The following is a 21,152-nucleotide window of genomic DNA, read 5'->3' as shown; positions in this document are numbered from 1 at the left end:
CTAAAGCCCTTCGTAGGCGCTGGCGTGCCAGCGAAAGCGCCGCCAGGGGCGGTACAGGGTTGACTCCGTCGATCTTGCAGTTGCGGCGAAATGGCGGAGGTTATGGCAAACTCCGCCGTCATAAATGCCGGCCCCGGCTTTCTGCATCGCAGGCAGCCTGGGCGGATCGGAATAAAGCGATGCCAGAAACGGCTCCCTTGGCGGGAGTCGTCCCTTTACGGTTTGGCACGTGAGTGCCAATACCTTCTGCCTCAACACATTAGAGGAACGACCGTGCACAACGTCGTCATCAGCGGCACCGGCCTGTTTACCCCGGCCAACAGCATCTCCAACGAAGAGCTGGTGGAATCGTTCAATACCTACGTCCACCAGTTCAACAGCGACAACGCTGCCGCCATCGAGCGCGGCGAAGTGCAGGCCCTGACCGAATCCAACGCTGCCTTCATCGAAAAGGCCTCGGGCATCAAGAGCCGCTTCGTCATGGACAAGGACGGCATCCTCGACCCGCAGCGCATGGCTCCACGCCTGCCGGAACGCTCCAACGACGAATGGTCGGTACTCTGCCAGATGGCCGTGGCCGCCGCCGAGCAAGCCCTGCAGCGGGCCGGCAAGACTGCCGCCGACATCGACGGGGTGATCGTCGCCTGCTCCAACCTGCAGCGCGCCTACCCGGCCATCGCCATCGAAGTCCAGGCCGCACTGGGGATCCAGGGTTTTGGCTTCGACATGAACGTGGCCTGCTCCTCGGCGACCTTCGGCATCCAGGCGGCCTGCAACAGCGTGCAACTGGGCCAGGCCCGGGCGATCCTGATGGTCAACCCGGAAGTCTGCACCGGGCACCTGAACTTCCGTGACCGCGACAGCCACTTCATCTTCGGCGACGCCGCCACCGCGGTGGTCATCGAGCGAGCCGACCTGGCCACCTCCGAGCACCAGTTCGACATCGTCAGCACCAAGCTGCTGACCCAGTTCTCCAACAACATCCGCAACAACTTCGGCTTCCTCAACCGCGCCGCGGAAGAGGGTATCGGCGCCCGCGACAAGCTGTTCGTCCAGGAAGGCCGCAAGGTATTTCGCGATGTATGCCCGATGGTGGCCGAGCTGATCGCTGCGCACCTGGAAGAAAACCAGCTCAACGTCAGCGACGTGAAGCGCTTCTGGCTGCACCAGGCCAACCTCAGCATGAACCACCTGATCGTCAAGAAACTCCTGGGCCGCGAAGCCTCGGTGGAAGAAGCGCCGGTGATTCTCGACACCTACGCCAACACCAGTTCGGCGGGTTCGGTGATTGCCTTCCACAAGTACCAGGACGACCTGGCCAGCGGTTCCCTGGCCGTGCTCAGCTCCTTTGGCGCCGGTTATTCGATCGGTAGCGTGTTGCTGCGCAAGCGTTGATCCAGGGTTGGGGTGTGGCGTCGGGCGTGATTGGCGCGTCACACCCCCTCAAACCTGCATGATTGAACGAGGCACGAATGGCCGCTGCTGATGACACGCAACTGCTAGAGCGCCTGTTGGCGGGCGAACAAAAGGCTTACAAGGAACTGGTCGGCACCTACCAGAGCGCCATGCGCGCCGTGGCCTACGCCATTGTCGGCAACCGCCACGCCGACGAAGTGGTACAGGACGCCTGGCTGTCGGTGGTGCGCAACCTGGCGGGTTTCCAGGGGCGTTCCAGCCTCAAGACCTGGCTGCTGACCATCACCGCCAACGCGGCCAAGGGCCGCTACAAGCAGAACCGCCGGGAAGTGTTGCTCGATGATCTGCCGGCGCCCCATGGCACCGTGGGTGATGAGCGTTTCTCCTCCAGCGATGGTCACTGGCTGGTGGCGCCTTTCGCCTGGCACGAAGACACCCCGGAAGCCCTGCTGACCGAGTCCGAACTGCGTGACTGCCTGGAGCACACCTTGCTCAGCCTGTCGGAGTTGCAGAGCAGTGTCCTGCTGTTGCGCGAACGCCAGGGCCTGGAGCTGGAAGAGATCTGTAACCTTTTGGGGCTCACGCTCTCCAATGTCCGGGTACTGCTGCACCGGGCGCGTCTGAAGGTCTTCGCCACCGTGGAGCATTTTGAGGAAACCGGCCAATGCTGACCTGCAAGGAACAAGTGGCACGATCCAGCGATTATCTCGATGGCCAGTTGAGCTTTCGCGAGCGCTTGATGGTGCGCCATCATCTGTTGTTCTGCCCCAATTGCCGGCGTTTCATTCGCCAGATGCGCCTGCTCCAGGCCACCTTGCGGGTGCTTCCGGAGCCGCCCCTGGAAGGTCTCGACGAACTGGCCGAGCGTCTGGCCGCCGAGCGCCAGAACCACCGCTGATCCTGCCTCCCCCATGGCTCGGTAGCCGCTGTCGAGCCACGGCGAGGCTGCGAAAAGGCCCGCAGGGCCTTGCTTGACGGTCTCCTATCGAACCTCCAGCGCCCTCAGGATCGCGGCGTCTCCTACAGAGCCGTTCGCCGCCTCGCCGGGGCTCGACGGCTACAGACACCACATGAAACTGTCATCCGATCAAAGGTGACAGTGTTCTTGTGTCCCCCTATTCCCCCGCAAAACCCAGGGCAAAGGCTCTAGTACGGGCTTTTTGCCTTATTTCATTTCGAAGTAAAAAAGTTCCCCTGTAATCAAATCTTTATCTATCAGCAACCCGGCTGAAATAACCCCTCGCCAAGATTCCCACCCAACACCAGCGGGCCAACCCCGCGTGTTTTCCAACGCTACAGACCACCAATTAGGGGAACTCTTCGATGATCCGTAAGCACTTCGCCGGTTTTGCCGCCAGCGCCCTGGCCCTGGCAGTAACCGCCCAGGCTTTCGCTGGCACCGTCACCACCGACGGCGCCGATATCGTAGTCAAAACCAAGGGCGGCCTTGAGGTTGCTACCACCGACTCCGCGTTCAGCTTCAAGCTGGGCGGTCGTCTGCAAGCCGACTATGGCCGTTTCGACGGGTTCTACACCAAGAATGGTGACAGCGGCGACGGCGCGTACTTCCGCCGCGCCTATCTGGAATTGGGCGGTACCGCCTACAAGGATTGGAAATACCAGATCAACTACGACTTCTCCCACAACTCGGGCACCGCCGATGACGGTTACTTCGACGAGGCGTCCATCTCCTACGTCGGCTTCAAGCCGGTGACCCTGCGCGCCGGCCGCTTCGACGAAGACTTCGGCCTGGAGAAGGCCACCAGTTCCAAGTGGGTCACTGCCATGGAGCGTAACGCCGCCTACGAGCTGGCCGACTGGGTCAACTCCCACGAGAACGGCATGGGCCTGCAGGCCAGCTCGGTGGTCGCCGACATGGCCTACCTGTCCGGCAGCGTGGCGGCCAAGGACATCAACGACAAGGACGGCGACAGCGTCAAGCAGTTCAACGCCCGTGCCGTGTTCGCCCCGATGCACGAGACCGGCAACGTCCTGCACTTCGGTCTGGACTTTGCCAGCCGTGATGTGAGCGACACTGCTTTCGACTCGCGGATCCGCCCACGCCTGGGCGTGCGTGGTATCGCCACCAACGGCGGCAACGATGCCGGCACCAACGGCAACCGTGCCACCTTCGGCGGCGGCGCCGGCCTCAACGCGTCGAGCCAGACGGCCGTTGGCGCCTATGACAATGACCGGGTGTTCGGCGGTGAATTCGCCTTCGCCACCGGCCCGTTCTCGGCCCAGGCGGAATACCTGACCCGCAAGCTGCAGGCCGACAGCAACGCCTACAAGGACGTCAAGGCCACCGGTTTCTACGGCCAACTGGCCTATACCCTGACCGGCGAGGCCCGGGTGTACAAACTCGACGGCGCCAAGTTCGACACCATCAAGCCCGAGAACAAGCAGTACGGTGCCTGGGAAGTGTTCTACCGCTACGACAACATCAAGGTCGATGACAAGAACGTCGTAGCCGCCACCGCCACCCGTGACGTCGGCGATGCCAAGGCCACCATGAACACCATCGGGGTCAACTGGTACGCCAACGAGGCGATCAAGATTTCCGCCAACTACATCAAGGTCAACACCGACAAGATCACCAACAACGTTGGCGATGACAGCGGCGATGCCCTCGTAGCCCGTGTGCAGTACGTGTTCTAAGGCTGTTGCAACACCCAGGTAGAGCTCTTTCTCATCCGTTATAGCTCCTCTCGTTTTTAACCCCGCCCCGGCGGGGTTTTTTTTGCCCGCTGCACGGGCGCCTCTCAAGGGCAGGCGGTTTCGTGCAGGTACAGCCACTGCGCCGCATCGCCCTGCACGCGAATGATCGCCAGGGACAGGCGCGCGCTTTCGACCTGGCCCAGGCGGTGGGTTTCCTTGTAGTGGATCGCCGCGCTCTGGCCTTCCTGCCACACACAGCGCACCTGGCTGATGCTGATTTCCAGACCGGGGCGTTGGCCCAGGCCTTCGCGAAACAGCTGTTCCACCTGCTCGCGGCCGACCATGGCGCCGCCGGTGGTGACCATCTGGAAGTCTTCGGCGAACAGCCCCAGCAAGGGATCGATGCAGGCCTCGGCATCCCCGCGCTGGTTGGTGAAGACGCTGTGAATCAGTTGGTGAATCCAGTGCACGCTGTATTGCGCCTGTCTAGCGATCGAGTTGGGCATGGGAGGCCTCGGGTGGTGGGAGTCGGTTCAGGGTCAACAGGGGTAGCAGGCCGGCTGCGGCGGCCAGCAAAAGGCTCAGGTGGTAGGCGCCGGTGACGCCCCGATAACCCAGCAGCAGGTTGTAGAGCATCAACAGCAAGGCCGCGCCGAGGCTGAAGGCCATCTGCCGGTTGATGTTCCAGATCACGCTGGCCTTGTGCGTATCGGCGCCGTCGAAGTCCAGCAGGGCGGTGGTCTGCGCGGTATTGGCACCGGCGCCGCCGCCCAGGCCCATCAGCAGGTAGGCCAGGCTGATCAGGGGCAGATCGGTCAGCGAATCGACCCCGTACAGGCTGGCGATGCCGGCGCTGTGCAGCACCAGGGCGATGGCGAACAGCCGTGCGGCGCCCAGGCGATTGTACAAACGTCCGCAGGCGAGCATCGCCAGCAGTGCGCCGGCGGCATACAGCAGCATGAACATGCCGCTGTGCTGTGCGCTCAGGTGCAAGCTCTCCTGAAGGAAGAACAGGCTCAGCAGATTGACCCCGGTGAAGAGCCCGGGGATCGCGTGATAGATAGCCACCGACAGGCCCAGGCGCGGATTTTTCAGCAGCCGCAGTTCGACGATGGGCCGGGCGCAGGCCCGACAGTGACGCCGGTAGCACTCGGCCAATAGCAGGCCGGCAACCAGGCCCGGTGCGGCCTGATGGGCCGGGTAGCCGCTGCCGTACAGCGACATGCCGAACAACAGGCAGCCCAGGCTCGCAGTCACCAGCAGCAGGCCGCGCAGGTCCGGGCGCGGCGGTGGCGCCGAGCGCTCGGCGTTGATCCAGCACCAGGACAGCAACGCCGCCAGCAGCGACAGCGGCAGGCTGGCGAAGAACACCCAGCGCCAGGAACTGTGGTCGACAATGGCCCCACCCACCGTGGGCGACAGCGCTGGCGCCAGTAGCGCCACGGCCATCACCAGGGTGGAGATCCGCGCCCGTTGCGTGCCCTGGAACAGGTTGAAGGTCAGTGCCTGCCCCAGGGGAATCAGCAGGCCGCCGGCCATGCCCTGGACCAGCCGCCAGAACACCAGTGGCATGAAGCTGTCGGCCAGCCCGCACATCAGCCCGGCAACGCTGAACAGCAGCATCGAGGCGCAGAGCACCTGGCGGTTGCCGAAACGCGCCGCGAGCCAGGTGCTGATGGCGATCACCAGGGTCAGGCCGAGGATGTAGGCATTGGCGACCCAGGCCACGGCGGCGCTGGACACTTGCAGTTGGGCGGCGATAGTGGGCAGGGCCACCGCCGACATGAAAATGTTGACGCAGTCGATGAAGAATCCGAGAAGGAATACCACCGCCACTTTGTATCTGTAAGTCATGCCGTCTCCCTTTTGGCGCGCAGCTTAGGGAGCTTGGGGGCAGGGTGTCGAGGTGCCTATACTTGACGCATTGTTTAATGGAGCTTGACAGTGAGCGAAAATTTTCACGGCCAGCTGCACCGGGTACAGACCTTTCTTGCGGTGGTGGACTTCGGCTCATACACCCGCGCCGCGCAGTACCTGGGCATCAGCAAGGCCATGGCCAGCCTGCACATAAAGGCCCTGGAGCAAGCGCTGGCGAGCACCTTGCTGATCCGCACCACGCGGCAGGTGACGCTGACCGAGACCGGCCAGGCCCTCTACGACGAGTTCAAGGGGATTGTCGCCAATATCGACACCGCCTTCGACAATGTGCTGCACGGGCGCGACCGGGTCAGTGGCAAGTTGCGCATCAGCTCCACGGCGGAGTATGCCGAGACGTTCGTGTTGCCGATCCTGCCGTTGTTCACCGCGCGTTATCCCGAGGTGCGCCTGAGTTATCACTTCAACTCGTCGTTGAATGATCTGGTGGCGGAAAAGCTCGACCTGGTGATCCGCCTCGGGCACCTGGCGGACTCGGGGTTCAAGGGGCGCCAGCTGGCGGACTACGCCATTGCCCTGGTGGCCAGCCCGGCGCTGCTCAAGGACCGGCAGGTGACGCAGCCTGAAGAGCTCGATGCCTGGCCCTGGATTGGCAACAGTAACCTGGGCGGGCCGCCGGGCTGGACCTTCAGCCATCTGCGCCGTGGCGAGGTGGAGGTCAAGGTCAGCCCCGGGCACGAGTCCAACTCGGCGACGGCGATTCGCGCCATGGCCCTGGCCGGCCTGGGGCTGGCGGTGCTGCCGGAGTGGATGGTCCTCGATGACCTGGGCAACGGGCGGCTGGTGCGGGTATTGCCCGAGTACCGCCTGGCCACGCAGCCGGTGCATGTGCTGTTTCCCAACAGTGCGCACCTGCCGCGCAAGTCCCGGGTGTTCATCGACTTTCTGGCGGAGCACCTGGGGCGCTAGCGCTGCGGCGGTTTCGGTGAACCCGGGGATGGAGGATACTCCCCGGGTTGTTCGATCTGAATTCCGGGGACCCCGATGCCGCTGCAATCCTTGAACAGCCTGTCCGCCGTCGATCCTGCGCAATGGGATGGCCTGCTCAAGGACGGGCAGCCCTTTGTGCGCCACGCCTTTCTCAGTGCCCTGGAAGACAGCGGCAGCCTTGGCCCGCGCTCTGGCTGGCAGGCCGAGCACCTGCTGCATGTCGAAGACGGTCGGCTGCTGGCGGCGCTGCCCAGCTATCGCAAATGGCATTCCTACGGCGAATACGTGTTCGATCATGGCTGGGCGGATGCCTGCGACCGGGCCGGAATCGACTACTACCCCAAGCTGCTGACGGCGGTGCCGTTCAGCCCGGTGAGCGGCGCCCGGGTGCTGGCAGCGACCCAGGCAGATGCGCTCGAACTGCTGAAAAGCCTGCCCGGCTACCTGGAGATCGAAGGGCTTTCCAGTGCCCATATCAACTTCACCGACGATTTCAGCGACGCGGCCCTGGAGCAGCAACCGGGCTGGCTGCAGCGCCTGGGCTGCCAGTTTCACTGGCAGAACCGTGGCTACCGGGACTTTCAGGATTTCCTCGATGCCCTGAGCTCGCGCAAGCGCAAGCAGATGCGCAAGGAGCGCGAGCAGGTGGCGGGGCAGGGCATTGATTTCCAGTGGCTCGAAGGCCATGAACTGGACCAGGCGCAGTGGGATTTCGTCTATGCCTGCTACGCCAACACCTACGCGGTGCGGCGCCAGTCACCCTACCTGACCCGAGCATTTTTCAGCCTGCTGGCCGAGCGCATGCCCGAAGCGATCCGCGTGGTCCTGGCCAAGCAGGGCGGGCGCCCGGTGGCCATGGCCTTCAGCCTGGTGGGCGGCGACAGTTTCTATGGGCGCTACTGGGGTTGCCTGGCGGAGTTCGACCGCCTGCATTTCGAGACCTGTTTCTACCAGGGCATGGAGTACGCCATCGCCCAGGGGCTGCAGCGCTTCGACGCCGGCGCCCAGGGCGAGCACAAGCTGATTCGCGGCTTCGAACCGGTGCTCACCCGCTCCTGGCACTACCTACGCCATCCCGGGCTGAAGGCTGCGGTGAAGGATTTCCTGCAACAGGAACAGGCCGGAATCCGCGCCTATGCGCAAGAGGCGAGGGGCGCCTTGCCCTATCGGCAGGCGTGACCCTCGCCGGCGTTGCTCAGCCGTCTTCCTTGCCCAGCCAGCGATAGACCACACCGCCGATCACTGCGCCCAGGATCGGCGCCAGCCAGAACATCCACAGCTGCTGCAACGCCCAGCCGCCGACGATCAGCGCCGGTCCGGTGCTACGGGCCGGGTTGACCGAGGTGTTGGTGACCGGGATCGAGATCAGGTGGATCAGGGTCAGGGCCAGGCCGATGGCGATGGGTGCCAGCCCCGCCGGGGCGCGTTTGTCGGTGGCACCGAGGATGATCACCACGAACATCAAGGTCATCACCAGCTCACAGACAAAACCCGCGGCCATGGAATAGCCGCCGGGGGAGTGTGCGCCATAGCCGTTGGACGCCAGCCCCGAGGCCAGTTCGAACCCCGGCTTGCCGCTGGCGATGAAGTACAGCAGCGCCGCGGCGATCACCCCGCCGATCACCTGCGCGACGATATAGGCCGGCAGTTCCCTGGCCGGAAAGCGTCCACCCACCACCAGCCCCACGGACACCGCGGGGTTCAAGTGGCAACCGGAGATATGGCCGATGGCGAAGGCCATGGTCAGCACCGTCAGGCCGAAGGCCAGGGCGACCCCGAGCAGGCCGATACCGACGTTGGGAAAGGCCGCCGCCAGCACGGCGCTGCCGCAACCGCCCAGGACCAGCCAGAACGTACCGAGCAATTCGGTGACAGAACGTTTGAACAAAGACATGAGAGAGTCCTTGATAGGTCAACCTATCAACGCGATACAACTGTTATGCATCCCGCAGGTTAACTACAGGTTCCGCTCCGGAACCTAGGCTGAGTACAGCAGGCTTTCGGCGCAATTCCACTCGCCCATGAAAAACGCCAGGGCCCCCTGAAACCGGGGGCTCTGGCGCATTGTGCGGTAACTTTCTGTAGCGGCTACAGAGGCTCAGTCGATGCCGACGAAGCCTCCGGTCTGGTGCTGCCACAGGCGCGCATACAGGCCGCCGTGGGCCAGCAGTTCGGCGTGGGTACCGGTCTCGGCGATGCGCCCCTGTTCCAGGACCACCAGGCGGTCCATGCGGGCGATGGTCGAGAGGCGGTGGGCGATGGCGATCACGGTCTTGCCTTGCATCAGGGTCTCCAGGCTTTCCTGGATCGCCGCTTCCACTTCCGAGTCCAGGGCCGAGGTGGCTTCGTCCATGATCAGGATCGGCGCATCCTTGAGCAGCACCCGGGCAATGGCGATGCGCTGGCGCTGGCCGCCGGACAACTTGACCCCGCGCTCGCCGACATGGGCGTCGAAGCCGGTGCGGCCCTGGGCGTCGGACAACAACGGGATGAACTCGTCGGCACGAGCCTTGCGCACTGCTTCCCAGAGTTCCTCGTCGGTGGCGTCGGGGCGGCCGTAGAGCAGGTTGTCGCGGATCGAGCGGTGCAGCAGCGAGGTGTCCTGGGTGATCATGCCGATGCGTTCGCGCAGGCTTTCCTGGGTTACCCCGACGATGTCCTGGCCGTCGATGAGGATCTTGCCGCCCTGCAGGTCGTAGAGGCGCAGCAGCAGGTTGACCAGGGTTGACTTGCCGGCCCCGGACGGGCCGATCAGGCCGATCTTCTCCCCCGGGCGGATCTCCAGGTTGAGGTCGCTGATGACCCGGTTGGCCTTGCCGTAGTGGAACTCCACATGTTCGAAACGCACGCCGCCCTGGGCCACCGCCAGCTTCGGTGCCTGCTCGCGGTCGGTGAGTTGCAGGGGCTGGGCGATGGTCTTCAGGCCGTCCTCGACCATGCCGATGTTTTCGAAGATGCCGTTGATCACCCACATGATCCAGCCGGACATGTTGACGATGCGGATCACCAGCCCGGTGGCCAGGGCAATGGCCCCGGCGCTGATCAGCGACTGGCTCCACAACCACAGGGCCAGGCCGGTGGTGCCGGCGATCAGCAGGCCGTTGAGGCTGGTGATGGTCACGTCCATGGCGGTGACCACGCGCCCGGCCAACTGGCTCTTTTCGGTCTGCTCGGCGATCGCCTCGCGGGCGTAGCTCTGCTCGAAGTGGGTGTGGGCGAAGAGCTTGAGGGTGGTGATGTTGGTGTAGCCGTCGACGATTCGCCCCATCAGCTTGGAGCGGGCGTCGGAGGCGTCCACCGAGCGCTTCTGGATGCGTGGCACGAAGTAGCGCATGGCACCGATGAAGCCGGCGATCCACAGCAGCAGCGGGATCATCAGGCGCCAGTCGGCGTCGGCGAACAGCACCAGGGAACCGATGGCGTAGATGGTCACGTGCCACAGGGCATCGATCACCTGCACCGAGGAGTCCTGCAGCGAATAGCCGGTCTGCATGATGCGCTGGGCGATGCGCCCGGCGAAGTCGTTCTGGAAGAAGTTCAGGCTCTGGCGCAGCACGTAGCTGTGGTTCTGCCAGCGGATCAGGCTGGTCATGCCAGGGTTGATGGTCTGGTGCATCAGGAGGTCGTGCAGGCCCACCATCAGGGGCCGGAACAGCAGCGCCACCACCGCCATCCAGGCCAGTTCCAGGCCGTGGTCGGTGAACACCTGGACGCTGGGGGTGCCCTGGGCCAGGTCGATGATGGTGCTCAGGTAGCTGAACAGCGACACCTCGATCAGGGCCACGAACAGGCCCACCACCAGCAGGGCGACGAAGCTCGGCCAGACTTGCTTGATGTAGTGGAAGTAGAAGGGCAGGACCCGGTTGGGCGGGGTGGCGCTGGGAGCGTCGCGGAAGATGTCGATCAGTTGTTCAAAACGACGAAAGAGCATGGGGTCTGAAGCCCGGGGTACGGGCTCTCCTGTGCAGAAAACGGACGGGGCGCCGGATAGGGCGCCGCCGTCGGGACAGGCTGCGAAGTATCAGTCGATACGCTTGGCCGACTTGATCAGTACCGGGTCGATCGGCACGTTCTGCATGCCCTGCTTGGTGGTGGTCTGGGAGTTGACGATCTGGTCCACCACGTCCATGCCGCTCACCACCTTGGCGAATACGGCGTAGCCGGCATCGCGGCCCGGGTCGAGGAAGGCGTTGTCGGCGACGTTGATGAAGAACTGGCTGGTGGCCGAGTTGGGGTTGGAGGTGCGGGCCATGGACAGGGTGCCACGCACGTTATGCAGGCCGTTGGAGGCTTCGTTCTTGATCGGGTCGCGGGTGTCTTTCTGCACCATCTGCGCGGTGAAGCCACCGCCCTGGACCATGAACCCCGGGATCACCCGGTGGAAGATGGTGTTGGTGTAGAAGCCGCTGTCGACGTAGTCGAGGAAGTTCTTGCTGGAGATCGGTGCCTTGACCGGGTCCAGTTCCACTTCGATCTTGCCGAAGCTGGTGTCCAGCAGGACGTGGGGCGCCTTGGCCGGTTGCGCGGCCATCAGGTTGGCCGCGAAGAGTACGGAGCCGGCGACGAGGGCGATTTTTTTCAGCATGGGTCAGTGATCCTGGGTGGTGGTGTCGACTGTGGTCATGAAGTCCAGCAGGGTTTGGTTGAAGCGCTGCGGCTGGTCCAGCGGCGTGGCGTGTCGGGAGTCCTCGATCACCACCAGCCGCGCGTCCGGCAGCAGTTTGACATAAGCCTCCTTGAGCGCCACCGGGGTGTAGTCGCGGTCGGCGCTGACGACCAGGGTTGGACAGGTGATTCGCGACAGACGTTCCTGAACCCCCCAACCGACGATGGCGTCGAAGCTGGCGAGATAAGCACGTTTGTCGTTTTTTGCCCAGCGCTCGGCCATCTTCTGCCGCAGCTCGCCCTGCTCCGGCTTGGGAAACAGCCGCGGGCCCAGGGCCTTGCCGATGGCGCTCGGGCTCAGCACCCGGGCCAGGCTCCAGCGCTTGAACCACTGCCAGTAGTCGTTGGCGCTGCGCAGCTTGACCTCGGGGCCGCTGTTGACGATGCACAGGCTCTTGAGCAACTGCGGCTGGTCCACCCCCAGCTGGAAGCCGATCATGCCGCCCATGGACAGCCCGACGTAGTGGGCCGGGCCCAGGTTCAGGTGCTCGATCAGCGCCACGATGTCGGCGGTGAAGCCTTTGATGCTGTAGCGCTCCCGGGGCTTGTCGGAGCGCCCGTGGCCGCGGATGTCCGGGACGATCAGCCGATAGCGGGCCGAGAGCGCGGGGATCTGTTTTTCCCAGTCCAGGGCGCTGGAGCCCAGGCCATGGACCAGCAGCAGGGGTTCGCCCCGGCCGTATTCCTCGTAGTGCAGGGTGCAACCTTCATGCTCGAAATAGGCCATGGCAGAACTCCTGTTCTGGTGGGTGGGGCGTCAGGCTTGCTCGGGGGCGGCAAAGGGCGCATCCAGGGGCGCGGTGTCGAAGGTGCGCAGCAGCTCCACGAGGATCTGCGTCGCCGGGCCCAGGGGTTTGTCCTTGTTGGAGTAAAGGTAGAAGGTCGGGTGGCGGCTGCCGCCCTGGTCCAGGGGCAGGACCTTGAGCAGGCCTTCGCGCAGCTCGCGCTCGATCAGGTGCCGGGGCAGCCAGGCAAAGCCCAGGCCGCTGCCGACGAAGGTCGCGGCGGTGGCCAGGCTGCCCACGGTCCAGCGCTGTTCGGCGCCGAGCCAGCCGACATCGCGCGGTTGCTGGCGGCCGGAGTCGCGGATCACCACTTGCAGCTGGCTTTCCAGGTCCTGGAAGTGCAGTTCCCGCTGCAGGCGGTGCAGGGCGTGTTCCGGGTGGGCCACGGCGACGAACTCCACCGAGCTCATCTCGGTACCCAGGTAGCCGGGAATGTTGAAGCCGCTGATGGCCAGGTCGGCCACCCCTTCGAGTAGCACTTCCTCGACCCCGGACAGCACTTCCTCGCGCAGGCGCACGCGGCAGCCACGGCTTTGCGGCATGAAGGCGGTCAGGGCGCGTACCAGGCGCGCGTTGGGGTAGGCAGCGTCCACCACCAGCCGCACTTCGGCTTCCCAGCCCTGTTCCATATGGTGGGCCAGGTCTTCCAGCTGGCTGGCCTGCTTGACCAGTTGCCGGGAGCGGCGCAGCAACACGCCGCCGGCTTCGGTGAGCACTGCCTTGCGGCCGTCGATGCGCAGCAGCGGCACGCCGAGCTGGTCCTGCATGCGGGCCACGGTGTAGCTGACCGAGGACTGGGACCGGTGCAGCGCTTCGGCGGCCTGGGCGAAACCGCCGTGGTCGACCACCGCCTGCAGGGTGCGCCATTGATCCAGGGTCACGCGGGGCGCTTTCATGAGGGGCTCCTCTTGTCCTAAGCTGGCGCTCCTTACTGGAGACTGCCGAATGAGAAAATTCTGTTGTGTGTTGCTGGCTCTGTTGCCCTTGAGCGCCTGGGCCTATCCCATCGAAGTCGAGAAGCAGCTCAACGGCCAGAGCATCGATTACACGGCCTATGACACCGATGAAGACATCGGCTCCATCCAGTTGAACAACTACGGCAAGAGCGATGCGCTGTGCTCGGTGGTGTTTCGCAATGGCCCCGAAGCGCCGCGCACCCGCAAGGTGGAAGTCGCCGCAGGGCAGAGCAAGAACGTTACCGCCAAGTTCAATCGCAAGATCATCAAGCTGCGCCTGGACCTGACCTGCCAGGCCAAATGATCGAAGTGGGCCCGGCCCGGCCGGTTGCTGCAGGGCTGGCTCCGCTTATAAACGAATTTGTTGATTGGTTATAGCAGTTATTTGCGCTTTTTCATCGATATCACTCTGTTTAATCTGCGCTCCATCGACTTACGCATACCCCGATGGAGATTTGTGCCATGTCCCGCGTCCTGATCATTGAAAGCAGTGCCCGCCAGCAGGATTCCGTATCCCGCCAGTTGACCCAGACCTTTATCCAGCAATGGCAAGCCGCCCACCCGGGTGATTCGATCACGGTACGCGACCTGGCCCGCAACCCGGTGCCGCACCTGGATGCCAACCTGCTGGGGGGCTGGATGAAACCCGCCGAGCAGCGCAGCGCCGCCGAGCAGGACTCCCTGCAACGCTCCAATGAATTGACCGAGGAATTGCTGGCCGCCGACGTCCTGGTCATGGCCGCGCCGATGTACAACTTCGCCATTCCCAGCACCCTCAAGGCCTGGCTCGACCACGTACTGCGCGCCGGGGTGACCTTCAAGTACACCGACACCGGGCCCCAGGGCCTGCTCACCGGCAAGCGTGCCTACGTGCTTACTGCCCGCGGCGGTATCTACGCCGGCAGCACCGCGGACCACCAGGAACCCTACCTGCGCCAGGTGATGGGCTTTATCGGCATCCACGATGTGGAGTTCATCCACGCCGAAGGCCTGAACCTGGGGGGCGATTTCCACGAGAAGGGCCTGAACCAGGCCAATGCCAAGCTGGCCCAGGTGGCCTGAGCCGCGACTCTTGAGCCCAGGCGCCGCTCAGCGAAGGGCAGGGCGGCGCCGTTAATCCGCAGATAATCCACCGGTGTTCAAGTAGCGCCTGCGCATCCCCCTTCAAGCCGGTTCGCGCATCGAACCTCCCTTTGTACTGGTTGCTCCTTCAGTACCGACGCCCGATTGCACGCCTAGCGAGATCGGGCTTTTTTTTGTCCGGGATTTCATCTGAGGGGGCAAAACCGCTATCGTCGCCGCCATTCAAGACGAGGCGAACATGGGCTATCTACTTTTTGTCACGCTGATCCAGGCGTTTTCCTTCAGCCTGATCGGCGAATACCTGGCCGGGCATGTCGACAGTTACTTCGCGGTGCTGGTGCGGGTGCTGCTGGCGGGGCTGGTGTTCATTCCACTGACCCGCTGGCGCCGGGTGGCCCCGGCCTTCATGCGCGGCATGCTGCTGATCGGTGCGCTGCAGTTCGGCATCACCTACGTGTGCCTGTACCTGAGCTTTCGCGTGCTGACGGTGCCGGAAGTACTGCTGTTCACCATCCTCACGCCGTTGCATGTGACCCTGATCGAAGACGCCCTGAACCGGCGCTTCAACCCCTGGGGCCTGCTGGCGGCGCTGGTGGCGGTGGCAGGCGCGGTGGTGATCCGCTACGACAGCGTCAACCCGGACTTCTTCATGGGCTTCTTGCTGCTGCAACTGGCCAACTTCACCTATGCCGCCGGGCAAGTGCTGTACAAGCATCTGGTGGCGCGCTACCCCAGCGACGAGCCGCACTACCGGCGCTTCGGCTACTTCTACCTGGGGGCGCTGCTGGTGGTGTTGCCGGCGTTCCTGCTGTTCGGCAAGGCCCACTACCTGCCCGACGCGCCGTTGCAGTGGGCGGTGCTGCTGTTCCTCGGCCTGGTGTCCACGGCCCTGGGCATGTACTGGTGGAACAAGGGCGCGTGCCTGGTGACCGGCGCCACCCTGGCGGTGATGAACAACCTGCATGTGCCGGTGGGGCTGTTGATCAACCTGCTGATCTGGAACCAGCACGAAGACCTGGGACGGCTGTTGCTGGGCGGGTTGGTGATTCTGGGGGCGGTGTGGATCAGCCGCCGCGGCGCGGCACCGCGCCTGAGGCCCTAACCTGTAGGAGCCGGCTTGCCGGCGAAAGGGCCCGCAAGCGTTGCGTCTGGCCGGCCAACGCCTTCGCTGGCAAGCCAGCTCCTACCGGGTTACAGAGCCTGCTTCTCTACCGTCGGCACATGGCTGGCACCCAGCACCGCGGGCAGCAGGCCGGCCCGCAGGTCGGTGCCGCTGGGCTGCTGGTACAGGTTCAGGCCGAATTCCGGCATCACCGCCAGCAGGTAATCGAAGATATCCCCCTGGATGCGCTCGTAATCCACCCACGCGGTGGTGCGGGTGAAGCAGTAGATCTCCAGGGGAATGCCCTGGGCCGTGGTCTGCATCTGGCGCACCATGCAGGTCATGTTCGGCTGGATTTCCGGGTGGCTCTTCAGGTACGCCAGGGCATAGGCGCGAAAGGTGCCGATATTGGTCATGCGCCGGCGGTTGGCCGACAGCGCGGCGACGTTGCCCTGGGCTTCGTTCCAGCTTTTGAGCTCGGACTGCTTGCGCCCGATGTAGTCGGTGAGCAGGCGCACCTTGCTCAGGCGCACTTCTTCATCGTCATGCAGGAAGCGCACGCCGCTGGCGTCGATGTACAGGCTGCGCTTGATCCGCCGGCCGCCGGACTGCTGCATGCCGCGCCAGTTCTTGAACGATTCGCTCATCAACCGCCAGGTGGGGATGGAGACAATGGTCTTGTCGAAGTTCTGCACCTTGACCGTGTGCAGGGTGATGTCCACCACGTCGCCGTCAGCGCCGACCTGGGGCATTTCGATCCAGTCGCCGACCCGCAGCATGTCGTTGCTGGTCAACTGTACGCTGGCCACGAAGGACAGCAGGGTGTCCTTGTAGACCAACAGGATCACCGCCGACATGGCGCCCAGGCCCGACAGCAGCAACAGCGGCGAGCGGTCGATCAGGGTGGCGACGATGATGATCGCGCCAAACACGTACAACACCATTTTCGCCAACTGCACATAGCCCTTGATCGAGCGGGTGCGGGCGTGTTCGGTGCGCGCGTAGATGTCCAGCAGGGCATTGAGCAGGGCGCTCAGGGCCAGGAGCTGGAACAGGATGGTGAAGGCCATGGCCAGGTTGCCGAGGAACAGCAGGCTGGTCTTGCTCAGTTCCGGTACCAGGTGCAGGCCGAACTGGATCACCAGGGAGGGAGTCATCTGTGCCAGGCGGTGGAACACCTTGTTGTGGCGCAGGTCGTTGAGCCAGTGCAGGGCCGGCTGGCGGCCCAGCAGCTTGACCGCGTGCAGCACCAGGTAGCGTGCCACTCGTCCGACCAGCAGGGCGACCACCAGTAACAGGGCCAGGCCGATGCCGGCGTGCAGGAGAGGGTGTTGGTCGAGTGCTCCCCAGAGATCCTGGGTATTGAGCCAGAGCTGTTTGAAATCCATGGGCTAAAACGATTCTTCTATAAGGCACAGGAGGGGGATTAGAGCATTTAACCCTGGGAAAGTTACGGTTAAGGACAAATCGGTTAACAAAAAACCAACTCTTTGCCACCGTTTGCACAAAGAAACTCGGCCTTCGCGCTCGAAACCGGTACCCTATGCAGCTGTTTTTTTGCATATCTTCGAGGTAGCACCCGTGTTTTCCCAATTCGCCCTGCACGAACGCCTGCTCAAAGCCGTGGCCGAGCTTAAATTTGTCGAGCCGACGCCGGTGCAAGCAGCGGCTATTCCGCTCGCGCTGCAAGGGCGTGACCTGCGGGTGACGGCACAGACCGGTAGCGGCAAGACCGCGGCTTTTGTCCTGCCGATCCTCAATCGCCTGATCGGCCCGGCGAAGATCCGCGTCAGCATCAAGACCCTGATCCTGCTGCCGACTCGGGAACTGGCCCAGCAGACCCTCAAGGAAGTCGAGCGTTTCTCCCAGTTCACCTTCATCAAGTCGGGCCTGATCACCGGTGGTGAAGACTTCAAGGTCCAGGCTGCCATGCTGCGCAAGGTGCCGGACATCCTCATCGGCACTCCGGGGCGCATGCTGGAGCAACTCAACGCCGGCAACCTGGACTTGAAGGAAGTCGAAGTACTGGTGCTCGACGAAGCCGACCGCATGCTCGACATGGGCTTTGCCGAAGACGTACAGCGCCTGGTGGACGAGTGCCCGAACCGCCAGCAGACCATGCTGTTCTCCGCCACCACTGGCGGCTCCGGCCTGCGGGAAATGGTCGCCAAGGTCCTCAACAACCCTGAGCACCTGCAACTCAACAGCGTCAGCCAGCTGAACGAAACCACCCGTCAGCAGATCATCACTGCCGACCACAACCAGCACAAAGAGCAGATCGTCAACTGGCTGCTGGCCAACGAGACCTACCAGAAGGCCATCGTCTTCACCAACACCCGGGCCATGGCCGACCGCATCTACGGCCGCCTGGTGGCCCAGGACTACAAGGCTTTCGTCCTGCACGGTGAAAAGGACCAGAAGGACCGCAAGCTGGCCATCGACCGCCTGAAGCAAGGCGGGGTGAAGATCCTCGTGGCCACTGACGTCGCTGCCCGCGGCCTGGACGTTGACGGCCTGGACCTGGTGATCAACTTCGACATGCCGCGCAGCGGCGACGAATACGTGCACCGCATCGGCCGCACTGGCCGTGCCGGCAACGATGGCCTGGCCATCTCGCTGATCTGCCACGGCGACTGGAACCTGATGTCGAGCATCGAGCGCTACCTCAAGCAGAGCTTCGAGCGCCGCACCATCAAGGAAGTCAAAGGCACCTACAGCGGGCCGAAGAAGGTCAAGGCCTCCGGCAAGGCGGTGGGCGTGAAGAAGAAAAAGACCGACGCCAAGGGCGACAAGAAAAAGGCCGTGGCCAAGGCCCCGACCAAGCGCAAGACCGCCAACCGGCCGAAGAGCGACAGCCTGGTCAGCCAGGATGGCCTGGCGCCGCTCAAGCGCCGCAAGCCACAGGCCCCCGCCGCTGAATAAGCCTGGCGCCTGATGCAGATGAAAAGCCCGGACCTGGTCCGGGCTTTTTGCTTTGCGGGTGTCAGCTCTCGGCCTTTTTCTCGGCAGTGGCCAGTTCCTTGAGCCGCTGGTCGATCAACTGGCAATTGTCCGGCAGGTCCTTGCTGGAGGTGCTCAGGTCCATCTTCTGCAGTTCGGCGTTGATCTCCTTGGCCTTGGCCGGGTTCTGCTCGGTGATCTTGCTGACTTCCTGGGCCAGCTGTTCGCGCTTGGCGGTGGCTTCGTCCGGGGTGCAGGCCCAGGTGGGCAGAGCGAACAGCAGGCTGCTGGCGAGGGTAAGAATGCTCAGGTTCTTCATGGCGTAGGCCTCGTGATTCGGAACGGGCAGTCATCCGGTTGAGGCAGCGGAGGCAGGGAAAGTTCAGTTGGATTGAGCCGGTGGCCGCGGCTTTGATTGCCGTGCCTGATCAGGAATTCTTACTCGGCAATTCAGATGGATCTGATTTGCCGGCGTCGCCGATAGCTCTAGCATCCGGCCTTGTAGCAGGGCGCATGCCCCGCAAAACCAGCCATCCATCGACGATGCTCGCGCTTAATTGACGTCAGAATGGTGGCACATTAACATCGCGCGCCCTTTCTCTACCCTTGCTGCCGTTTCGAAGGACCGAATATGTCTCTCTCCACCCTCGGGATGAGGTTGTGCTGTGCCTTGTCCTGCTTGCTGCTGGTCACTGCGCTGCCCAGCGCCACTGCCGCGCCGTTGCCGGGCCCGGCTTTCAACCCCGGCGACCAGGACCTGATCCGCGACCGCCAGAACCGCCTGCTGGAAGAACAGCAGCGGCGCCTCGAAGAACTCAAGGACCTGCCCGGCAAGAGCGCCGCGCCTGTAGCGCCCACGGCGCCGGCCGACAGCCGCTGCTTCCCGATCAAGGACATCCAGCTCAAGGGCGCCGACTCGCTGTCGGCTGCCGAGCGCGAGCGCCTGCTCCAGCCCTACATCGGCCAGTGCCTGGGGGTAGCGCAGCTCAATGAACTGCTCAAGGTCATCACCGACCGCTATATCGAAAAAGGCCTGGTCACCAGCCGTGCCTACCTGCCGCAGCAAGACCTCTCCAGCGGCCACCTGCAAGTGCTGGTGGTGGAAGGCAAGCTCGAAGGGCTCAAGGCCGCCGAAGGCAGCAAGCTCAGTGCCCGTGAGCTGAACATGGCCTTCCCCGGCAGTAGCGGTGAGCTGCTCAACCTGCGGCAGATCGAACAGATGGTGGACCAGCTCAACCGCCTGCCGTCGAACCAGGCGCAGATGGAACTGGCCCCGGGCCAGGCCGTGGGCGGCAGCGAGGTCTTGGTCAAGAACAACGCGCAAAAGCCCTGGCGCGTTGGCCTATCACGCAGCAACGAGGGCCAGAAGAGCACCGGCGAGCAGCAGTGGGGAAGCTCCTTCGAATGGGACAGCCCCCTGGGGCTGGCCGACCAACTGGTGCTGCGCGGCGGCCACGACGCCATCAGCGACCACCAGAAAACCTCGCGCAACGCCATGCTCTATTACAACCTGCCGTTTGGCTGGTGGAACCTCAGCTACAGCTACAGCCAGAGCGAATACCGTTCCCTGGCCCAGGCCGTGGGCTTCAACTTCAAGCAGACCGGCGACAGCCAGAACCACCAGTTGCGCCTGGAGCGGGTGATCCATCGCGACGCCCTGAGCAAGACCTCGCTGAACAGCGGCCTGAGCTACCTGCGCACCAACAACTACATCGAAGACAGCAAGCTGAGCAACAGCAGCAACCGCCTCAGCGAGGCGCAATTCGGCATCAACCATGGCCGGCGTATCGGCAGCGGCTTTCTCAACCTCGACCTGGGGCTGCAGGACGGCATCGGCGCCTTCGATGCCCAGCGTGAAAACCAGCGCGACCGTTTCGGCAACCGCCAGGCCAACGCCCGTTATCGCAAGTACAGCGCCACCGCCAGCTACCTGCAGCCGTTCAAGCTGGGGGAAGAATCCCTGGTGTTCAGCAGCCTGGTCACCGGCCAGCGCAGCGAGGACGTGCTGTTCAGTTCGCAACGCATGAGCCTGGGCAGCCAGTCCTCGATCCGCGGCTACAAGGACCAGAGCCTCAATGGCGACAGCGGCTACTACTGGCGCAACGACCTGCGCTGGACTCGTCCGGTGGGCTGGGACTGGCTGCGCCCGGTGTTCGCCGAATACGGCGCGGGGCTGGGCTATGACTTCGGCGCGATCCGCAACGACCGCTACAACGCCGAGCAGCATGGCCGGGTCTCCAGCGACTCCATCGAATTCTTCGCCCGGGGCAAGCACCTTGCCGCCAGCGTGACCTTTGCCCATTCCCTCGAACGGCCCGAAGCCCTGAGTGAACGGGAAGCCCCGATCTATTTCCGCCTGGACCTGTTCCTTTAACTCCGCTCTTTGCCCGAGATATACGACATGGACGCTCGTCAGTTCGCCTTTCTGGCCCGCCAGCCTTGCGCCACCTTGCAAGCGCGGGATTCGTTCTGGGGGCTGTCCAAACGCGGTCTGGCGTTCATCCTGGCTAACGTGATGTTCTGGCAGCCCGTGGTGGCGATAGCCGACGGCATCGTGGTCAACGGCAGCGGTACAACACTGGGACAGGCCGGCAATGGCGTGCCCATCGTCAACATTGCCACGCCCAATGGCGGCGGGCTGTCGCACAACAAGTTCAGCGACTACAACGTCGGCCAGCAGGG

21 protein-coding genes are annotated in these 21,152 nt (G+C 63.7%); 12 read left to right on the top strand and 9 right to left on the bottom strand.

Annotated features, from left to right (window positions below):
- The first annotated feature begins 273 nt into the window (after positions 1 to 273).
- The 4 genes from BLS75_RS12890 to BLS75_RS12875 all read left to right on the top strand — a co-directional run bounded on the left by BLS75_RS12890 (position 274) and on the right by BLS75_RS12875 (position 4,074).
- Positions 274 to 1,395: a beta-ketoacyl-ACP synthase III gene (locus tag BLS75_RS12890; protein WP_019093329.1), complete on the top strand. Its 1,122-nt coding sequence runs from the start codon at positions 274 to 276 to the stop codon at positions 1,393 to 1,395.
- A gap of 77 nt (positions 1,396 to 1,472) precedes the next feature.
- Entirely contained in the window at positions 1,473 to 2,087 is a 615-nt protein-coding gene (locus tag BLS75_RS12885) for an RNA polymerase sigma factor (RefSeq protein WP_041116570.1), read from the top strand.
- Positions 2,081 to 2,314, top strand: a complete 234-nt coding sequence (locus tag BLS75_RS12880; RefSeq protein ID WP_011059872.1) for an anti-sigma factor family protein — start codon at positions 2,081 to 2,083, stop codon at positions 2,312 to 2,314. Before BLS75_RS12885 ends, BLS75_RS12880 begins: the two co-directional genes overlap by 7 nt.
- Positions 2,315 to 2,739: 425 nt before the next feature.
- Complete coding sequence (locus tag BLS75_RS12875; RefSeq protein ID WP_011059873.1) at positions 2,740 to 4,074, top strand: OprO/OprP family phosphate-selective porin; 1,335 nt, start codon at positions 2,740 to 2,742, stop codon at positions 4,072 to 4,074.
- A gap of 104 nt (positions 4,075 to 4,178) precedes the next feature.
- Here the strand turns inward: BLS75_RS12875 and BLS75_RS12870 are convergent, their stop codons facing one another.
- Positions 4,179 to 4,580, bottom strand: a complete 402-nt coding sequence (locus tag BLS75_RS12870; RefSeq protein WP_026019998.1) for a nuclear transport factor 2 family protein — start codon at positions 4,578 to 4,580, stop codon at positions 4,179 to 4,181.
- Positions 4,561 to 5,928, bottom strand: a complete 1,368-nt coding sequence (locus BLS75_RS12865) for an MFS transporter (RefSeq protein ID WP_072450999.1) — start codon at positions 5,926 to 5,928, stop codon at positions 4,561 to 4,563. The genes BLS75_RS12870 and BLS75_RS12865 overlap by 20 nt, the downstream gene beginning before the upstream one ends.
- 84 nt (positions 5,929 to 6,012) lie before the next feature.
- On the opposite strand from BLS75_RS12865, the gene BLS75_RS12860 reads away from it, so the two are divergent.
- Positions 6,013 to 6,918, top strand: a complete 906-nt coding sequence (locus tag BLS75_RS12860; protein WP_072450998.1) for a LysR family transcriptional regulator — start codon at positions 6,013 to 6,015, stop codon at positions 6,916 to 6,918.
- A gap of 75 nt (positions 6,919 to 6,993) precedes the next feature.
- The gene (locus tag BLS75_RS12855) at positions 6,994 to 8,118 is read left to right on the top strand and encodes a GNAT family N-acetyltransferase (RefSeq protein ID WP_072450997.1); all 1,125 of its coding nucleotides are present in this window, start codon (positions 6,994 to 6,996) and stop codon (positions 8,116 to 8,118) included.
- 16 nt (positions 8,119 to 8,134) lie between these two features.
- On the opposite strand, the gene aqpZ is transcribed toward BLS75_RS12855, so the two are convergent.
- The 5 genes from aqpZ to BLS75_RS12830 all read right to left on the bottom strand — a co-directional run bounded on the left by aqpZ (position 8,135) and on the right by BLS75_RS12830 (position 13,285).
- On the bottom strand, positions 8,135 to 8,833 hold the full coding sequence (aqpZ, locus tag BLS75_RS12850) for an aquaporin Z (protein ID WP_011059878.1): 699 nt from the start codon (positions 8,831 to 8,833) through the stop codon (positions 8,135 to 8,137).
- 204 nt (positions 8,834 to 9,037) lie between these two features.
- Positions 9,038 to 10,870, bottom strand: coding sequence for an ABC transporter ATP-binding protein (locus BLS75_RS12845; RefSeq protein ID WP_072450996.1), 1,833 nt, complete (start codon positions 10,868 to 10,870; stop codon positions 9,038 to 9,040).
- A gap of 90 nt (positions 10,871 to 10,960) precedes the next feature.
- Positions 10,961 to 11,524, bottom strand: coding sequence for a peptidylprolyl isomerase A (locus BLS75_RS12840; protein WP_011059880.1), 564 nt, complete (start codon positions 11,522 to 11,524; stop codon positions 10,961 to 10,963).
- A 3-nt stretch (positions 11,525 to 11,527) separates the two neighbouring features.
- Positions 11,528 to 12,331: an alpha/beta fold hydrolase gene (locus tag BLS75_RS12835; RefSeq protein WP_011059881.1), complete on the bottom strand. Its 804-nt coding sequence runs from the start codon at positions 12,329 to 12,331 to the stop codon at positions 11,528 to 11,530.
- Between the two features lie 30 nt (positions 12,332 to 12,361).
- On the bottom strand, positions 12,362 to 13,285 hold the full coding sequence (locus tag BLS75_RS12830) for a PA3225 family LysR-type transcriptional regulator (protein WP_011059882.1): 924 nt from the start codon (positions 13,283 to 13,285) through the stop codon (positions 12,362 to 12,364).
- Between the two features lie 49 nt (positions 13,286 to 13,334).
- Between BLS75_RS12830 and BLS75_RS12825 the strand changes: the two genes are divergently transcribed.
- The 3 genes from BLS75_RS12825 to BLS75_RS12815 all read left to right on the top strand — a co-directional run bounded on the left by BLS75_RS12825 (position 13,335) and on the right by BLS75_RS12815 (position 15,530).
- Complete coding sequence (locus BLS75_RS12825; protein WP_011059883.1) at positions 13,335 to 13,649, top strand: hypothetical protein; 315 nt, start codon at positions 13,335 to 13,337, stop codon at positions 13,647 to 13,649.
- A gap of 158 nt (positions 13,650 to 13,807) precedes the next feature.
- Positions 13,808 to 14,407: an FMN-dependent NADH-azoreductase gene (locus BLS75_RS12820; RefSeq protein WP_011059884.1), complete on the top strand. Its 600-nt coding sequence runs from the start codon at positions 13,808 to 13,810 to the stop codon at positions 14,405 to 14,407.
- Between the two features lie 259 nt (positions 14,408 to 14,666).
- The gene (locus BLS75_RS12815) at positions 14,667 to 15,530 is read left to right on the top strand and encodes a carboxylate/amino acid/amine transporter (RefSeq protein ID WP_041116582.1); all 864 of its coding nucleotides are present in this window, start codon (positions 14,667 to 14,669) and stop codon (positions 15,528 to 15,530) included.
- An 89-nt stretch (positions 15,531 to 15,619) separates the two neighbouring features.
- On the opposite strand, the gene BLS75_RS12810 is transcribed toward BLS75_RS12815, so the two are convergent.
- Positions 15,620 to 16,918, bottom strand: a complete 1,299-nt coding sequence (locus tag BLS75_RS12810) for a mechanosensitive ion channel family protein (protein WP_011059886.1) — start codon at positions 16,916 to 16,918, stop codon at positions 15,620 to 15,622.
- A gap of 193 nt (positions 16,919 to 17,111) precedes the next feature.
- Here BLS75_RS12810 and BLS75_RS12805 point away from each other — a divergent pair, with 193 nt between their 5' ends.
- Positions 17,112 to 18,452: a DEAD/DEAH box helicase gene (locus tag BLS75_RS12805; RefSeq protein WP_011059887.1), complete on the top strand. Its 1,341-nt coding sequence runs from the start codon at positions 17,112 to 17,114 to the stop codon at positions 18,450 to 18,452.
- Positions 18,453 to 18,513: 61 nt separating this feature from the next.
- Here BLS75_RS12805 and BLS75_RS12800 read toward each other — a convergent pair whose 3' ends face one another.
- Positions 18,514 to 18,789: a hypothetical protein gene (locus BLS75_RS12800; RefSeq protein ID WP_011059888.1), complete on the bottom strand. Its 276-nt coding sequence runs from the start codon at positions 18,787 to 18,789 to the stop codon at positions 18,514 to 18,516.
- Positions 18,790 to 19,101: 312 nt separating this feature from the next.
- On the opposite strand from BLS75_RS12800, the gene BLS75_RS12795 reads away from it, so the two are divergent.
- Both BLS75_RS12795 and BLS75_RS12790 read left to right on the top strand, forming a co-directional pair.
- Complete coding sequence (locus tag BLS75_RS12795) at positions 19,102 to 20,844, top strand: ShlB/FhaC/HecB family hemolysin secretion/activation protein (RefSeq protein WP_072450995.1); 1,743 nt, start codon at positions 19,102 to 19,104, stop codon at positions 20,842 to 20,844.
- Positions 20,845 to 20,871: 27 nt separating this feature from the next.
- Positions 20,872 to 21,152: filamentous hemagglutinin N-terminal domain-containing protein (locus BLS75_RS12790; RefSeq protein WP_143031426.1), on the top strand; the 281-nt coding region annotated here is incomplete at its 3' end.

This window comes from Pseudomonas sp. NFPP12 (assembly GCF_900103205.1).
GTDB lineage: Bacteria > Pseudomonadota > Gammaproteobacteria > Pseudomonadales > Pseudomonadaceae > Aquipseudomonas > Aquipseudomonas protegens.
The sequence above is the reverse complement of the archived record's forward strand: the minus strand, read 5'-3'. Positions and strand labels throughout refer to the sequence as shown.

Bases quoted from the DNA above. Each gene is read 5' to 3' on its own strand.
- BLS75_RS12885 (WP_041116570.1), top strand. From the start codon at position 1,473: ATGGCCGCTGCTGATGACACGCAACTGCTAGAGCGCCTGTTGGCGGGC.
- BLS75_RS12880 (WP_011059872.1), top strand. From the start codon at position 2,081: ATGCTGACCTGCAAGGAACAAGTGGCACGATCCAGCGATTATCTCGAT.
- BLS75_RS12875 (WP_011059873.1), top strand. From the start codon at position 2,740: ATGATCCGTAAGCACTTCGCCGGTTTTGCCGCCAGCGCCCTGGCCCTG.
- BLS75_RS12870 (WP_026019998.1), bottom strand. From the start codon at position 4,580: ATGCCCAACTCGATCGCTAGACAGGCGCAATACAGCGTGCACTGGATT.
- BLS75_RS12865 (WP_072450999.1), bottom strand. From the start codon at position 5,928: ATGACTTACAGATACAAAGTGGCGGTGGTATTCCTTCTCGGATTCTTC.
- BLS75_RS12855 (WP_072450997.1), top strand. From the start codon at position 6,994: ATGCCGCTGCAATCCTTGAACAGCCTGTCCGCCGTCGATCCTGCGCAA.
- aqpZ (WP_011059878.1), bottom strand. From the start codon at position 8,833: ATGTCTTTGTTCAAACGTTCTGTCACCGAATTGCTCGGTACGTTCTGG.
- BLS75_RS12845 (WP_072450996.1), bottom strand. From the start codon at position 10,870: ATGCTCTTTCGTCGTTTTGAACAACTGATCGACATCTTCCGCGACGCT.
- BLS75_RS12840 (WP_011059880.1), bottom strand. From the start codon at position 11,524: ATGCTGAAAAAAATCGCCCTCGTCGCCGGCTCCGTACTCTTCGCGGCC.
- BLS75_RS12835 (WP_011059881.1), bottom strand. From the start codon at position 12,331: ATGGCCTATTTCGAGCATGAAGGTTGCACCCTGCACTACGAGGAATAC.
- BLS75_RS12830 (WP_011059882.1), bottom strand. From the start codon at position 13,285: ATGAAAGCGCCCCGCGTGACCCTGGATCAATGGCGCACCCTGCAGGCG.
- BLS75_RS12825 (WP_011059883.1), top strand. From the start codon at position 13,335: ATGAGAAAATTCTGTTGTGTGTTGCTGGCTCTGTTGCCCTTGAGCGCC.
- BLS75_RS12820 (WP_011059884.1), top strand. From the start codon at position 13,808: ATGTCCCGCGTCCTGATCATTGAAAGCAGTGCCCGCCAGCAGGATTCC.
- BLS75_RS12815 (WP_041116582.1), top strand. From the start codon at position 14,667: ATGGGCTATCTACTTTTTGTCACGCTGATCCAGGCGTTTTCCTTCAGC.
- BLS75_RS12810 (WP_011059886.1), bottom strand. From the start codon at position 16,918: ATGGATTTCAAACAGCTCTGGCTCAATACCCAGGATCTCTGGGGAGCA.
- BLS75_RS12800 (WP_011059888.1), bottom strand. From the start codon at position 18,789: ATGAAGAACCTGAGCATTCTTACCCTCGCCAGCAGCCTGCTGTTCGCT.
- BLS75_RS12795 (WP_072450995.1), top strand. From the start codon at position 19,102: ATGTCTCTCTCCACCCTCGGGATGAGGTTGTGCTGTGCCTTGTCCTGC.